At 59.1% G+C, this 13,842-nt stretch carries 12 protein-coding genes; 7 read left to right on the top strand and 5 right to left on the bottom strand.

The genetic code is table 11. The features are described 5' to 3' along the window. Positions 1–107 precede the first annotated feature (107 nt). Positions 108–2,375, top strand: a complete 2,268-nt coding sequence (locus ACODS3_RS25825) for a xanthine dehydrogenase family protein molybdopterin-binding subunit (RefSeq protein WP_304575668.1) — start codon at positions 108–110, stop codon at positions 2,373–2,375. Between the two features lie 16 nt (positions 2,376–2,391). After that, the gene (locus tag ACODS3_RS25820; RefSeq protein WP_201020283.1) at positions 2,392–3,759 is read left to right on the top strand and encodes a c-type cytochrome; all 1,368 of its coding nucleotides are present in this window, start codon (positions 2,392–2,394) and stop codon (positions 3,757–3,759) included. A 91-nt stretch (positions 3,760–3,850) separates the two neighbouring features. Here ACODS3_RS25820 and ACODS3_RS25815 read toward each other — a convergent pair whose 3' ends face one another. From ACODS3_RS25815 to ACODS3_RS25800, 4 genes are all read right to left on the bottom strand, one after another. Further along, positions 3,851–5,704: a monovalent cation:proton antiporter-2 (CPA2) family protein gene (locus ACODS3_RS25815; RefSeq protein WP_201020284.1), complete on the bottom strand. Its 1,854-nt coding sequence runs from the start codon at positions 5,702–5,704 to the stop codon at positions 3,851–3,853. A gap of 90 nt (positions 5,705–5,794) precedes the next feature. Further along, positions 5,795–6,130, bottom strand: a complete 336-nt coding sequence (locus ACODS3_RS25810; RefSeq protein WP_489036867.1) for a putative quinol monooxygenase — start codon at positions 6,128–6,130, stop codon at positions 5,795–5,797. 114 nt (positions 6,131–6,244) lie between these two features. Next, positions 6,245–6,544, bottom strand: a complete 300-nt coding sequence (locus ACODS3_RS25805) for a superoxide dismutase (protein WP_201020286.1) — start codon at positions 6,542–6,544, stop codon at positions 6,245–6,247. Between the two features lie 28 nt (positions 6,545–6,572). Further along, positions 6,573–7,142 carry a flavodoxin family protein gene (locus tag ACODS3_RS25800; protein WP_489036865.1) on the bottom strand — a complete coding sequence of 190 codons (570 nt, stop codon included), beginning with the start codon at positions 7,140–7,142 and terminating at the stop codon, positions 6,573–6,575. Between the two features lie 183 nt (positions 7,143–7,325). Here ACODS3_RS25800 and ACODS3_RS25795 point away from each other — a divergent pair, with 183 nt between their 5' ends. From ACODS3_RS25795 to ACODS3_RS25785, 3 genes are read left to right on the top strand one after another with little or no spacing between them, the layout of a single operon-like run. Beyond that, positions 7,326–8,231 (top strand): LysR family transcriptional regulator, encoded by a 906-nt coding sequence (locus ACODS3_RS25795; protein ID WP_489036863.1) that lies wholly within the window; start codon positions 7,326–7,328, stop codon positions 8,229–8,231. Between the two features lie 43 nt (positions 8,232–8,274). Continuing rightward, positions 8,275–8,664, top strand: coding sequence for a putative quinol monooxygenase (locus ACODS3_RS25790; protein ID WP_025260352.1), 390 nt, complete (start codon positions 8,275–8,277; stop codon positions 8,662–8,664). 32 nt (positions 8,665–8,696) lie between these two features. Continuing rightward, the gene (locus ACODS3_RS25785) at positions 8,697–9,089 is read left to right on the top strand and encodes a DUF1330 domain-containing protein (protein WP_489036861.1); all 393 of its coding nucleotides are present in this window, start codon (positions 8,697–8,699) and stop codon (positions 9,087–9,089) included. Positions 9,090–9,190: 101 nt separating this feature from the next. Here ACODS3_RS25785 and ACODS3_RS25780 read toward each other — a convergent pair whose 3' ends face one another. Beyond that, positions 9,191–10,156 carry an ABC transporter substrate-binding protein gene (locus ACODS3_RS25780; protein WP_025260354.1) on the bottom strand — a complete coding sequence of 322 codons (966 nt, stop codon included), beginning with the start codon at positions 10,154–10,156 and terminating at the stop codon, positions 9,191–9,193. Between the two features lie 255 nt (positions 10,157–10,411). Between ACODS3_RS25780 and ACODS3_RS25775 the strand changes: the two genes are divergently transcribed. Then, positions 10,412–11,371 (top strand): D-isomer specific 2-hydroxyacid dehydrogenase family protein, encoded by a 960-nt coding sequence (locus ACODS3_RS25775; RefSeq protein WP_489036859.1) that lies wholly within the window; start codon positions 10,412–10,414, stop codon positions 11,369–11,371. A gap of 175 nt (positions 11,372–11,546) precedes the next feature. Next, on the top strand, positions 11,547–13,694 hold the full coding sequence (locus tag ACODS3_RS25770) for a TonB-dependent receptor (protein ID WP_489036857.1): 2,148 nt from the start codon (positions 11,547–11,549) through the stop codon (positions 13,692–13,694). The last annotated feature ends 148 nt before the right edge of the window (positions 13,695–13,842 follow it).

Below are 13,842 nucleotides of genomic sequence, written 5' to 3'. Positions count from 1 at the left end.
AGCCTGTTTTTAACGCAGCATCACCGAGCGCAGCCACTTTTCGTACAAAGCCTAGAACCTGAGCAATGGATGCGTCTTGAAAGAGATGGCAGCCTGAGGAAATCATAATGACAACGTTGGCGAATAGTCCCGACGCAAGCGAGGCGTTTCCGACAGGGGAAGCGATCAATATCTCTCGGCGTCGCTTTCTGATTGCATCGGCCGGCACCATGGCAGGTGCTCTGGTCCTTGGTTTCGGCCTGCCGATGGGCCAGGCACGGGCTCAGGCCCGAGTGGCGGCAGAGGTTCCGGGAACGCGAGTCCCCGCCTTTCTCGAAATCCGCCCGGATAACACCATCCGCCTGCAAAGCCCTTTCATCGAAGGCGGCCAGGGCATTTTTACCGCCATGGCGCAGATTGTCGGTGAAGAACTGGATGCCGACCCGGCCACCTTTATCGTGGAAAACGCCTCTCCCGGCAGTGAATACGTGGTCCTGAGCAACGGCATGCGGATCACCGGCGGCAGCATGTCGGTACGCATGAGCTACCCCACCATGCGTCGTCTCGGAGCCCTGACCCGGGCGATGTTATTGCAGGCGGGTTCGGAACGTCTGGGTGTACCGGTCAGTGAACTCACCACCCAGCCTGGACAGGTCGTTCATGCGGCTTCGGGCAGGACGTTGAGCTACGGCGAACTGGCCTCACGCGCCATGGACCTGCCGGTCCCCGACCCGGACAGCGTCAAGCTCAAGGACCCGAGCCAGTTCCGCTGGATCGGTAAGTCGGTAAAACGTCTGGACGGCTACGAAAAGTCTACGGGCAAGACCGTCTACACCATCGACTGCAAGGTCGATGACATGCTCCACGCGGCCGTACAGCACGCCCCAAGGCTCGGCCTGACGGTCGGCACCATCCGTAACGAAGACCAGATCAAGGCCATGAAAGGCGTTCACTCCGTGCATCGCCTGCCCGGCGCGGTCGCCGTCGTCGCCGAGCGCTGGTGGACGGCCAAACGTGCGGTAGAAGCTGTGCAGGTGGACTGGAAAGAGCCAGGCCCGGATTCGGATCTGCGCTACATGCCGGCGGACTTTTCCAGCGCAGCCTTCAGCGAGCGACTGGCCAACGAACCCGGTGCAGGCAAGGACGACGAGGTTGTAGGCGAAGCCGGCAAGGCCCTGGACAGCGCCCATACCGTTGTCAGCGCTACTTATTACAGCCAGTTTGTCCATCACGCACAGCTGGAGCCGCCTTCTGCGCTGGCGCGTTTCAACCCGGACGGCACACTGGACCTGTGGCTGCCCAATCAGGCACCGGACCTGTTCCTGGCCGACGTGGCCAAGAGAACAGGCCTTGAACCGTCGAAGATCAACCTTCATTCCCCGGTACTTGGCGGCTTCTTCGGCAGACACTTCCTCTACAACAGCGCATCGCCTTACCCTCAGGCTATCCAGCTGGCCAAGGAAGTCGGGCGTCCGATCAAACTGATCTGGAGCCGCGAAGAAGAATTCCTGCGCGATGTACTGCGCCCCATGGCCGTCGTTCGCTTCCGTGGCGGACTCGATGCCAAAGGCATGCCTGTCGCACTGGAAGCCGTAAGCGCCACCGAAGGCCCAACCGAAGCCATCAGCAACAAACAGGGAGAGAAAATTGACCCCACGGCCCTTGAAGGGCTGGCCGGCAAGGTCTATTCGATCCCCAATCGCAGGATTGCCCAGCTGTATGTGAAGAGCCCGGTCATGCTTGGCTACTGGCGCTCGGTCGGCAACTCGATGAATGATTTCCTGTATGAAACCTTCCTCGACGAGCTGGCAGACAAGGGTGGACAAGACCCTTACGAGCTTCGACTGCACTTGCTCAAAGACAATGAGCGGCTGACCAACCTTCTGCGTGCCGTCGGTGATCTGGCTGGCGGCTGGAAACGTGGCCCTTTCACGGCCGAAGACGGCACGCTCCGCGCCCGTGGCGTTGCCATGGCGTCCCCTTTCGGCACCGAGGCAGCGGTCATCGCGGAGGTTTCGATCAAGAATGGTCAGGTCAAGGTACACGACATCTGGCAGGCCATCGATCCGGGCAGCATCGTCAACCCCGGCATCATCGAAGCCCAGGTCAACGGTGCCGTCGCGCTTGGGCTTTCACAGGTATTGCTTGAAGAAGCTGTGTACGAGAACGGCATCCCCGCCGCCCGCAACTACGACATGTATCCGATCCTGCCACCTGATCGCATGCCCCGCGTGCATGTAAAGATCATCGAGAGCGGCGCGAAAATGGGTGGTATCGGTGAGCCGCCGTTGCCCGCCGTTCCGCCAGCCGTGGCCAATGCGGTCGCCAGGCTGACTGGCCAGCGGATTCGCAGCATGCCGCTGTCTCGGTACACCTTCAAAGACCAACAAGCCTGACACCTAGGGATCACAGATGACTACAAGCAGACTCAAGAAAGTTGCTGCCATCCTGGTGCCGGTGAGTGTCGTGGCGGCAGCCGGCGTAGCCTGGTTCGTGACACGCACACCCGCCTCGCCCTTCGACGGCGTGGCCAGCCCTCCGAGTGCGCCCGCGCAGCTGATCCAGCGTGGCGAATACGTTGCCCGGCTCAGCGACTGCGTGGCATGCCATAGCACACCGAGCAGTGCGCCATTTGCCGGCGGCCTGGAGATGGCGACCCCCTTGGGGTCAATCTTTGCCACCAACATCACACCCGACAAGGAAACCGGGATCGGCAACTACAGCCTGGCGGAATTCGACCGGGCATTGCGTCTGGGCGTGGCCCGTGACGGCCACAGGCTTTATCCGGCAATGCCTTATCCCTCCTATGAAAAGCTCAGCGAGGACGACATACGTGCGCTCTATGCGTATTTCATGCAGGGCGTAAAACCCGTCAAGCAGGAAAACCAGCCGAGCGAAATCCCATGGCCACTGAACATGCGTTGGCCGCTGGCCTTGTGGAACGCGGTCTTCACGGATTCGGGAAGCTATATAAAGGCTGAAACCGCAAAAGACCCGCTGTGGCTTCGTGGCGCCTACATTGTGCAAGGTCCGGGGCATTGCGGCAGTTGCCACACCCCGCGCGGCCTCGCCATGAACGAGAAAGCCCTGGACGAACGCAGCCCGGCGTTCGTTTCCGGCGCACTGCTGGATGGCTGGTATGCGCCGAGCCTGCGCAACGATCCAAACACCGGGCTTGGACGCTGGAGCGAGGAAGACATCGCACGCTTCCTCAAGACAGGTCGTAACCAGCATGCCGTTGTTTTCGGCTCGATGACCGACGTATTCAACAACTCCACGCAGTTCATGACGGACGAAGACCTGAAGGCCGTTGCGCACTACCTCAAATCGCTGCCGGGGGACCCCAAGCGTGACGGCGAGCCATGGCAATACGATGCAAAATCCAATGCCAACCTGACGGTCAGCGAACAGTTGAAGGTTCCGGGTGCAAGCACCTACATGGCCAAATGCAGCTCCTGTCACGGGCCGGACGGACGTGGACAGGGAGAATGGGTTCCGCCTCTGGCAGGCGCCTCATCCTCACTGGCGAAGGAACATGCATCGTCGATCAACGTAACCCTGAACGGGTCGGGACGTATCGTTGCGGATGGAGTACCGGATGCCTATCGCATGCCGCCGTTCCGCAATCAGCTCTCGGATCAGGAAACCGCAGACGTCCTGACCTTTATCCGCACCTCCTGGGGTAACAAGGGCGGCCCGGTCACCGTGAAGGATGTGCAGGATCTTCGCGAACGGACCAATCCGGCAAGCAGTAATGTGATCATCTTGCAGATGCGGTAAGCCTCTTCGCGGATGAATCTGCTCCTACCCCAATGAAGGCTGCGTAGGAGCGACTCCGCTCATTCGCGAACAAGGCGAGCATCATCCCGCTTTAAAGAGGTGCTTCGTTTGAAGCCCTGCGCCTGCCCATCATCTGCTCCGTCTCTTCCTGATGAACCTGTTTCACCATTGCCACGTACGGAGGGTTCTCTGCCGGAGGGATCTGCGGGTCGTACAGTTGAGCAAGCATCCATAGCGCATGGCGATCACCCTTGACGAAGGCATCGGCAGTCTTTTGCGCCTCTCCGGGCTCCATACCCAACGCCTCCAGCGAGTTGCGACCTGCACGCACGGCGCTGTCGAAGGTTTCGCGGATAATCTCGTCACACCCGGCCTTGAACAGGTCATAGACATGCAGACGATCATAAGCCCGAGCCACCACATGCAAGTCGGGACGCACCCGCTTGGCATAGCGGACAATGGTCAACGCACGGGCGCGATCATCAATGGCAACCACCAGCAGACGCGCCTTCATCAGGCCCGCCGCCTCCAGAAGATCAGGACGCGACGCATCGCCGAAGAACGTCTTGATGTCAAATCGCGCCAGGGTTTCAACCACCTCGGCGCTGATGTCCAGAACCACCGTGCTATAGCCATTGGCGTTCAGCAGGCGATTGACGATCTGACCAAAACGCCCGCACCCGGCAATGATGACCGCCCCCTCGTCATCGATGGCATCAGCCTCACGGGCCTGTTTTTTTGCCTGACGCGGCAGGATCACCCGTTCCAGAAAAACGAATAACAGCGGCGCACAGAGCATCGAAAGCGCCACGACCAACAGCAGAAGCTCGGCCATGCCTTGCGCCAGCACACCGCTGCCCACGCTGAAAGACAGCAGGACAAAGGCAAACTCACCGCTTTGCGCCAGGCCCAGCGCAAGCAGCCATCGATCCATGCCCCGAAGCCGGAACAGACTGCCAATCGCCCAGAGCACCAGTGCTTTGGTGACAATCAACAGCAAGGTCAAACCGACAACCAGCCCAAGATGTTCAAACAGCAAGGCGAAGTCGATACTTGCGCCGACTGTTATAAAAAACAATCCCAGCAGCAGCCCCTTGAACGGCCCGATATCGCTTTCCAGTTCATGTCGATATTCGCTGTTGGCGAGCACGACACCGGCGAGAAAAGTCCCCAGCGCAGGCGACAGACCAACCAGACTCATGAGCAGCGCCGTGCCGACCACGAGCAGCAGCGCACTGGCCGTGAAGATTTCGCGCATTTGCGCCGTGGCGATAAAACGAAACAAAGGTCGCGTCAGGTAGTGCCCTCCGACCACCACCGACGCAACCGCCAGCAGCGTGACCACCCCGATCATCCAGCCCGGTAAACCGGTGAGTAACGTCGCGCCGGAACCATGAGCGACTTCGGTCTCGTTACCTGCGAGCAAACCGGGAACGGCCAGCAATGGCAGTAACGCCAGCATCGGGATCACTGAGATGTCCTGAAACAGCAACACCGAAAAGCTTGCCCGACCGCCATCGCTGTCAAGCAAGCGCTTCTCATCAAGGGTCTGCAACGCAATGGCCGTGGAGGAAGCCGTCGCAATCAGGCCGATGGCCAGCGCCGTTTTCCACTCCACGTCCATGGCAACAGCGATGCCCCAGACCGCCAGAGTGGTCAACAGTACCTGCAAACCACCAAGCCCCAACAGGCGATGACGCATTTCCCATAACTGTTGCGGTTGCAGTTCAAGGCCGACCAGAAAAAGCATCATCACGACACCGAATTCGGCGAAATGCTGCAAGCGCTCCGCCTCGGCACCCACCAGCCCCAGTAGCGGACCAATGATGATCCCGGCGATCAGATACCCCAATACCGAGCCCAACCCAAGCCGTTTGGCGACAGGTACAGCCAGCACGCCCGCGCACAGATAGAGAAAGGCATGAAACAGTGCATCGACCGTCATGCCTGCGCCCCCTGTCCATCGGGCAGCAGGCAGGTTGCAGAGGCCGGGTTAGCGAACAAAAACAGCATCATGCTATGCATGCCTCGCTTGTCATGAAGAAATGGCCACAACGTCGGTCTCGATCAGTTCAAGAGACTGGACCATGTGAGCCACTGTGGATTTGTAGGTCTTGAAATGAGGAGAATCCAGATGAGCGCAATAGGCTTCGGCATCCTGGTATACCTCGACCACAAAGAACCGGCCTGGCACCTCACGTACTTCAAGGGCATAGAAAGCAATCACTCCAGGCTCCAGCGCACCCGCAGCCTCCACGATTTTTCGGGAGGCTGTCCGATACTCATCGAGCTTTGCGGGATCAACCTCAATCCGCGCAATGCGCACAAGTGGTGAGCGGCCTGGAGGAGCTGGTTGACTTGAATCAATCATGTCCATCTCCTCCTCGATCAAAACTCCTGCCACGTCAGGCGCAAGACGATTTCGTTGATGTCCATTTCTTAAGGCTGACTGATGGCAGGCGCAACGTAACGTGACTGATCCGTATCAGGCATTACCTGGCGCGAAGAGCATTTCCCAGTTGGTGAACGGACCCAGCGGGATGATTTCCCAATCGATGAGCCCGGCCTCGGCCAACGGGAATTCGCGCAGTGCCTGACGTGTAGCTTCAACCGATTCGCACTCGACAATCAGCGCAACACCGGGACGGTCCTGGCGGAAGTAAAAGTCGCGCACGATGCCGTTCTTGTAGAGCTGCCAGGCGTGACGTGCCTCGTCCAGCATATGAGGTTGGTACTTTTCCAGGCTGGCACCGGGCTGTGGAACATCGAGACAAAGTAGTTTCATGGGAGGGCTCGCCTAGTGAAGTTACGGGTCAGACCGGCTGGAATCGGCGCACTGTTTCGGCCACGCGCTGGCCCAGGTAGGCAGCGGTTTGCAGATCACTATTGACAGGAGCGTCATCCGGCCCCTGATCGCCGTTGGATTGCGCCATCGCGCCCAGCCAGCTACCCAGTCGGTTGAGGTCTTGCTCGCTGCCTGTGCTGATGTTGTTACCCGGCTTCAGATCGAGCCCTACCCACAACATCCCGTGCTGGGCGGCAAACAGCGCCATGGAGATCAGCGAATGCAGTTTGTCGCCGTTTTGCGCGCCCGAATTCGTAAAGCCGGCGGCAACCTTGTTGCCCCACTTCAAATCATTCCAGGCAAGCCGGGTGGAGTCCTCGCAGAACTGCTTGAAGCGGGCGCTGGGAGCACCGTTGTAGGTAGGCGAGCCAAAAATGATTGCATCACTGGCCTCAAGAACATCCCAGGCTATCGAGCCTTCGGATAGCGCGATCAACCGAGCCTCGGCACCGTCAACCCGGCGAACGCCCTCGGCCACGCTCTGAGCCTGCCTGGCGGTGTGGCCCCAGCCACTGTCATAAATGATGGAAATCAACATGCTTCATGAATCCTTCTTAAGCCATGGAGAGAAAGAAAAACGACGATGACAAGTCGCTGTACTGGCTCCGTGCAGGCACCAATAGCCACGGGAAGGAAGTTTATAGTAGAGTAATAATCACCATTTCCGATATTTATTCCTCTTTAAGTAGAACCACAGGCACCAATTGAGAGCCGAGAATTTATGAGAGATCCTCTGGATGGCATTGCCCTGTTCGTTGAAGTGGTCAATGCAGGCGGTTTTTCGCGTGCTGCGGAGCAGTTAGCGCTGACACGCTCTGCGGTGGGCAAAGCGATTGCCCGTGTGGAAGAACGGCTGGGTGTGCGTCTGTTCCATCGCACCACCCGCACCCAGAGCCTGACCGAGGATGGGCAGCTCTATTACGAACATTGCCTGCGCGCACTGGAAGAAGTCCGCTCAGCCCAGTCTCTGATCGAATCCGGCATGCACGAGATTGCCGGCCGCATGCGCGTGACCATGCCCGCCCTGTTCGGCCAATACTGTGCGACCCCGCTGCTGATGGAGCAGGCACGCGAACATCCAAAACTGGAACTTGATCTGCACCTGTCCGACCAGTCGGTTGACCTGATCGCCGAAGGTTTCGACCTGGCAATACGTTTTGGCCCACTGTCACAGTTGAACGGCCTGCAAGCCCAGCACCTGGCCGTACAACAGAAACTGTTGTGTGCATCGCCGGCTTATCTGGCAGAAAAGGGGCATCCACGCACCATCGCGCAGTTGATGGATCACAAAGCGGTTCTGTATCACCGGCGCGATTACACCCAGACCTGGCCGGTTTTCGACATGGATGGCCAACTCAAGAACCTGCCCCTTGCGCCGCGCATCCGGCTGAATGATCTGTCTTCAATCGCCGATGCAGTCGAAGCCGGAATGGGGGTCGGCTGGCTGCCTTCCTGGCTGATACGTGATCGTCTGCGCTCGGGCGCAATCGTCCAGCTTCTGGAAAACCACCCGCCTACAACCATGGATTGCCACGCCGTCTGGCCGCAGATGCGGCAGATGCCCAAGCGACTGCGCCATCTCATCGACGTGCTCGCGACACGATTACCGGAGGTGATGCTCCTTTGAATCACCCAAGCCAGAACCCCACCCATGACATCAAGGACCGACCATGAAACTTCGCCGTTTGTTTTCCACCTGCTCCATGACGCTTTGCCTGCTTGCATCAGGCTGGGCCAATGCACAACAGTTCCCGCCTTCGGTGGTGGTGCGTGTCGCACAGCTTGAGATCGATCCGCAGCAACTGGAACGCTACTCACAGATCGTCAAGGAAGAGATGGAAATTTCCGCACGGGACGAACCGGGCGTGCTCGCCATTTACTCCGTGGCCGAGAAGGATCAGCCCCACAAGCTCCACTTCTTTGAAATCTATGCCGACGAGCAGGCCTACAAGTCCCATATCGCCTCTGCGCATTTCAAACACTATGTAGAAGCAACCAAGGCAATGATTGTCTCGCGCAAGCTGATCGAGACGACACCGGTGCAATTGAGCGCGAAATAAACCATCAAGCGGTTTATCACCTGGAGAACCACATGAAGAAACTTGCCTGTCTGACGCTGCTGGCCGTTACCAGCCTTGCAATGGGTGCGGCATTCGCACAAACGCCTGCACCGGCCAAACCCATGGCGTATTACGTCGCCGAGTTCAAGCCCACCACGCCGGGGGCCATCAAACCTTATAGCGACCGGGTCGAAGACACCTTCAAACCGTTTGGCGGGCGCTTCATCGTACGCGGTGGAGAAGTCGATGCTCTGGAGGGTGAAAAACCCATGGGAAGAATGGTAGTCATTGCGTTCGACACTATCGAACAGGCCCGAGCGTGGTACCGCTCGCCAGCGTATGAAGCGATCAGGCCGATCCGCCACAAGGCAGGCAAAACCAACGTTTACATCGTGCAGGGAATACAAGCGCCACTACCCCAGTAAGAGCGAATTCATTCGCGAGAGGCCGGTACATCCCAAGAAAATGTATCGTCTGGAATACCGTCTCGCGAATGAATTCGCTCCTACGCGGGAGGTTTAACAGATCAAGGATTCTGCGTCACCGCATCAGCCGCAGGCAGTACGAAACCTGTGGCGAAGGTTGGTTTGACGTCCAGTGGCTTGGCGATCAGGCCATGGGCCTGGTAGAAGTCGGCCGTTTCCTGTTGCTCGGTGATGGTCTTGGCATCCACGGCCTGCCAGCGCAGTTTCCGGCGCTCGAATTGCAGGCGTGCAGCCTCCTGAGGGAAGCCGATGATCTGCGCCAGGGTTTTTGAATAGCTGTCGAGGTTCTGGTAAGCCCAGATCTGCGCATTGGCCAGCCGTACCAGATAATCCTGCAACGCTTCGCGACGGGCCGGGTCAGCCAGTGCCTTGTCGGTGGCGGCCAGGAAACTGTTGCCGCTGGACAGCCCGCGACCATTGACCAGCACCCTGCCCTGACCGCTGAGTTCAGCCAGCGCGGTGTAGGGTTCCCATGTAGCCCAGGCATCCACCGAACCATTGGCCAGTGCGACCTTGGCGTCCACCGGCCCGAGGAAACGGAACTCCACGTCCTTCTCGCTCAAACCGGCAGTAGCCAAGGCCTTGAGCGCGATATGGTGACCAATCGAGCCGCGCCCGGTGGCAATACGCTTGCCTTTCAGGTCCGCCGCCGTTTGCAGTGATGACTTGGGCTCGACCAGCACCGCCGTGCCGTAAGCGTCGGACTTGTCCACGGCAATGGCCTTGACCTGCGCCCCGGACGCCAGCGCGAACAGCAATGGCGCATCACCGATGATGCCCGCGTCAACGGCCCCGGCATTCAAGGCTTCGGCCAGCGGTGCAGCGGCCGGAAACTCCGCCCAGCGAATGTCGTAAGGCAGATCACGCAGAGCATCAGCGGCTTCAAGCTGGGCGCGCATATTGCCCTTCTGATCACCGATTCGCAGTTCGATACGTTGTTCGGCGAGGGTCGGGCCTGCCAGCAGCAGGGCGGCGCCAAGCGCCAGGATTCTTGCAAAAGGGGGCATCGCGGACATTCTCCGTGGCTGAGGTAGCCTGTGGTCAGGTTCTGGAGGATGACTGTACCGACAAGTTAATAATCAGTGAAATGCATTTTAGTCATATCCTAATATGCACATTATTTTAATTATTGCGATTAGCTTATATCAAAAAAGAATTTTACAGCGTAAACCACCAAGAATACGGTCATAAGCATCGCCCAACCTGGGCGGGATAACAGCGCCTGAAACGGGCGTTCCCGTGTTTCCTGTGATGAGTGCCTGATGAACCAGTCTTCTGCTACCACTGTTAGCGTGATCGCCAGCCAACTGGATGCCCAGACCAACGAATTGATCCGTCGGCAACTGCCTGAGCACCGGGTTCTGGACCTGACGCCCGATCAGTTCAATGCCGAACGTGCAGACGTGGTGATCCTGCGCCCGGTCAACGTACGCGGCCGTCGGGTGGATGAACCACCGCGCGGCTGGCCCTGGTCGCTGCGCTGGGTGCAACTGGTGTCCTCGGGCATCGATTTCTATCCAGACTGGCTGTTCCAGGGGCCACCGGTCACCAGCGGCAAGGGCAGCAATGCCGAGCAGGTCGCCGAGTTCGCGCTGGCAGCCGTATTTTCCGCAGCCAAACGCTTGCCGGACATATGGGTCAAGGATGACGACTGGAGCTTCAGCCAGTTACAACCGGTACGTGGCCGTACCTTGGGTATTCTGGGGTTAGGCAGCATCGGCCGCAGCCTGGCGACCAAGGCCACGGCGCTGGGTATGCGCGTGATCGCCCTTGGCCGACCAGAGCAACCGATGACCGAGTTGCCGCAGGTCGAAGTGGCTGAAAACCTCCATCACCTGTTTGCCGAATCCGACCATCTGGTGCTGGCTGCGCCCCTGACCTCGCAGACCCGCGGCCTGATCAGTCGTGAAGTACTGGCCAGCTCCAAGCCCGGTCTGCATTTGATCAATATTGCCCGTGGCGGGTTGCTTGATCAGCAGGCCCTGCTCGAAGCACTTGAAGCCGGCTGGATTGGCCGCGCCACACTGGATGTAACCGAACCCGAGCCACTGCCGGCAGGCCACCCGCTGTACAGCGACCCACGGGTATTTATCTCGCCACACACCTGTGCGCTGTCCACCGATGGCATTCAAGGCTTCGTCAACGATTTCGTCGAGAACTTCAAGCGCTATCGTCAGGGCCTGCCCCTGAACAACCTGGTGGATCACCAGCGCGGTTACTGAAGCTCGCGACAAACCAGACCACCCCATAAAAAAATACTGCCCATTTACAGACTGACCGACCCCGACCCGGCGGAGGCACAGGATTCCTGCACCCTCCCCGGCTCTCGTGCGTTTCCGTGGACGGTTGCAGGTTGCACACACCAACCGAGCATGTTGACCGTCAGGAACTCCGTCCATGGCCAAACCTACCTTGCGCTACAGCATTTCCCCGTTACTGCTGTCATTGCCTCTGAGTACCTTCGCCGCCAGCGACCCGCTGCCGGAAGAACGTCTGCCCAGCGTTACCGTCACCGCCGAACACCGTCAGGAAAACCTGCAGAAAACCCCACTGGCAATCAGCGCCTTCGATGAAAACACCCTGCGCGACCAGCAGATCAACAATATCCGCGACCTCTCCGGGCGGGTGCCGAACCTGACACTCAGCCGTCAGTCGATCTCCTACAGCGCACAGACCTATGGCATTCGCGGCATTGGCGAAACCGATCCGATCCAGGAAGCCGCTGTCGCGGTGTACGCCGACGATCTGTACATCCCCCGGGCGATTTCCTCGATGCTCGACTTCAACGATGTCGAGCGCGTCGAAGTATTGCGCGGTCCGCAAGGCACGCTGTATGGCCGTAACAGTGCGGCTGGTGCGATTCGGGTGATCACCCATGATCCGACCCAGGAAACCCGTGGCTTCGTCGAACTGGGTGCCGGGACTTACAACGCGCAAAGCAGCCGCCTGTTGATCAGCGGGCCGTTGGTGGACAACACCCTGTTCGGCAGTTTTTCTGCGCTGCGCCTGAGTCGCGACGGCACGGTGCGCAACCGCACTCGCGATACCGATGTGAACAATGTCGATATCCAGTCCTATCGCGGCAAGCTGCGCCTGGCACCGCTGGATTCGCCTTGGGACACGCAACTGACCCTGGCAGGCACCTTCGACCGTGGTGACACCACCAGCTACACGCCATTCGACCCGGCCACCGGCCGCTTCGACAAGTTCAAGACCTACAGCAGCCTCGATCCGAAGAACCGCCTCGATCAGGGCAGCGCCGTGCTGCGAGCCATCTACACCTTCGACGATCACCTGAACTTCAAGTCAGTCACCGGCTGGTCGGCCTTCGACCAACCCGTGGACTATGACAACTCCGGCGAAGCCAACAGCGGCAATGCCTCGCCGGTACAAAACAACCTGATCCGCTACAAACAGCGCTACGCCACTCAGGAATTCCAGCTCAATGGCGACTACGAACGCTTCAACTACACCCTCGGCGTCTACCTGTACAAAGAGCGCTTCCGTGCCGAACGCGACAGCCTCACTTATTCGGTAGCGGCTGATCGGGTCAATGCCAGCGGCCAGTACAGCACCACCGACACAGAAAGTTACGCGCTCTACGGCCAGGGTAACTACAAGCTGACCTCGCGCCTGTCGCTGACCGCTGGTCTGCGCTACACCAGCGAACACAAGAACTTCGATTACAAGAACTACAGGATCACCACCGCTCGGGAGATCACCGGGCTCAACTTCAGCGCAGAAACCAGCGACAGCTGGGCCTCCGTAAGCCCGAAAGTGGGTCTGGAATATGCCTGGAGCGAGAACCTGACCCAATACGGCTACGTGGCCAAGGGCTTCAAGGCCGGTGGCTTCGACAACCGGGCACCGACCCTCGCCGCCGCCCAGCAGGGCTTCGAGCCGGAAAACGTGATCACCTATGAAACCGGCTTCAAGGGCGATTACCTCGGTGGCCGTCTGCGCAGCAACGTCGCGGTGTTCTACAACGACTACCGCGACCTGCAGACCAATGCCTGGGACCCGGCCATCAGCGCCAACCTGCGAACCAACGTCGGCAGCGCACACAGTTACGGCGTCGAGCTGGAAAATACCGCACTGCTCAACCGCGACCTGACCCTGACCGCCAACCTGGGTTACCTCAAGGCCCAGTACGACGACTTCAAGAACGCCGCAGGTGCGGGAGTGGATGCCGATGGCAACTGGATGGTCTTCGCCCCGCGCTGGAACGCATCACTGGGCCTGAACTGGACCGTACCGGTGAATGTGCCCGGCGCTCTGGTGGCTGGCACCGACTGGCAGTTCCAGACCAAGTCCTACGCCAACGCCGTGAATGGCGATATCTACGAAGTCCCTCAGCAGAGCTTCTGGAACGCCAACACCAGCTACAGCAGCGGCGACGGTCACTGGACCACCACCCTGGCAGTGAAGAACCTGCTCAACCGCGCCTACCCGCAAAGCATCGCCTATTCAGCGGCAAGCAGCACGGCGTACTACGCGGTCAACGACCCACGCACCATCACTCTGAGCGTGCGCTACGACCTGTAACCGAGAACGTGATCAGCCTGCATCGACACCCAGAGGCGGTGCAGGCAGTTCCTGAATTACATATTCCAGAATCGAATCAATACATGAAAACAAATTATTTATCGTTCTATAAAAAAACCCTTAGTCTCAACCCATGCCCAGCTTCGCA

The sequence above is a fragment of the Pseudomonas sp. FG43 genome (genome assembly GCF_057809175.1).
The sequence above is the reverse complement of the archived record's forward strand: the minus strand, read 5'-3'. Positions and strand labels throughout refer to the sequence as shown.

Excerpts from the sequence above, each read along its gene's own strand:
- ACODS3_RS25820 (WP_201020283.1), top strand. The coding sequence starts at position 2,392 with ATGACTACAAGCAGACTCAAGAAAGTTGCTGCCATCCTGGTGCCGGTG.
- ACODS3_RS25815 (WP_201020284.1), bottom strand. The coding sequence starts at position 5,704 with ATGACGGTCGATGCACTGTTTCATGCCTTTCTCTATCTGTGCGCGGGC.
- ACODS3_RS25810 (WP_489036867.1), bottom strand. The coding sequence starts at position 6,130 with ATGATTGATTCAAGTCAACCAGCTCCTCCAGGCCGCTCACCACTTGTG.
- ACODS3_RS25825 (WP_304575668.1), top strand. The coding sequence starts at position 108 with ATGACAACGTTGGCGAATAGTCCCGACGCAAGCGAGGCGTTTCCGACA.
- ACODS3_RS25780 (WP_025260354.1), bottom strand. The coding sequence starts at position 10,156 with ATGCCCCCTTTTGCAAGAATCCTGGCGCTTGGCGCCGCCCTGCTGCTG.
- ACODS3_RS25795 (WP_489036863.1), top strand. The coding sequence starts at position 7,326 with ATGAGAGATCCTCTGGATGGCATTGCCCTGTTCGTTGAAGTGGTCAAT.
- ACODS3_RS25775 (WP_489036859.1), top strand. The coding sequence starts at position 10,412 with ATGAACCAGTCTTCTGCTACCACTGTTAGCGTGATCGCCAGCCAACTG.
- ACODS3_RS25770 (WP_489036857.1), top strand. The coding sequence starts at position 11,547 with ATGGCCAAACCTACCTTGCGCTACAGCATTTCCCCGTTACTGCTGTCA.
- ACODS3_RS25785 (WP_489036861.1), top strand. The coding sequence starts at position 8,697 with ATGAAGAAACTTGCCTGTCTGACGCTGCTGGCCGTTACCAGCCTTGCA.
- ACODS3_RS25805 (WP_201020286.1), bottom strand. The coding sequence starts at position 6,544 with ATGAAACTACTTTGTCTCGATGTTCCACAGCCCGGTGCCAGCCTGGAA.
- ACODS3_RS25800 (WP_489036865.1), bottom strand. The coding sequence starts at position 7,142 with ATGTTGATTTCCATCATTTATGACAGTGGCTGGGGCCACACCGCCAGG.
- ACODS3_RS25790 (WP_025260352.1), top strand. The coding sequence starts at position 8,275 with ATGAAACTTCGCCGTTTGTTTTCCACCTGCTCCATGACGCTTTGCCTG.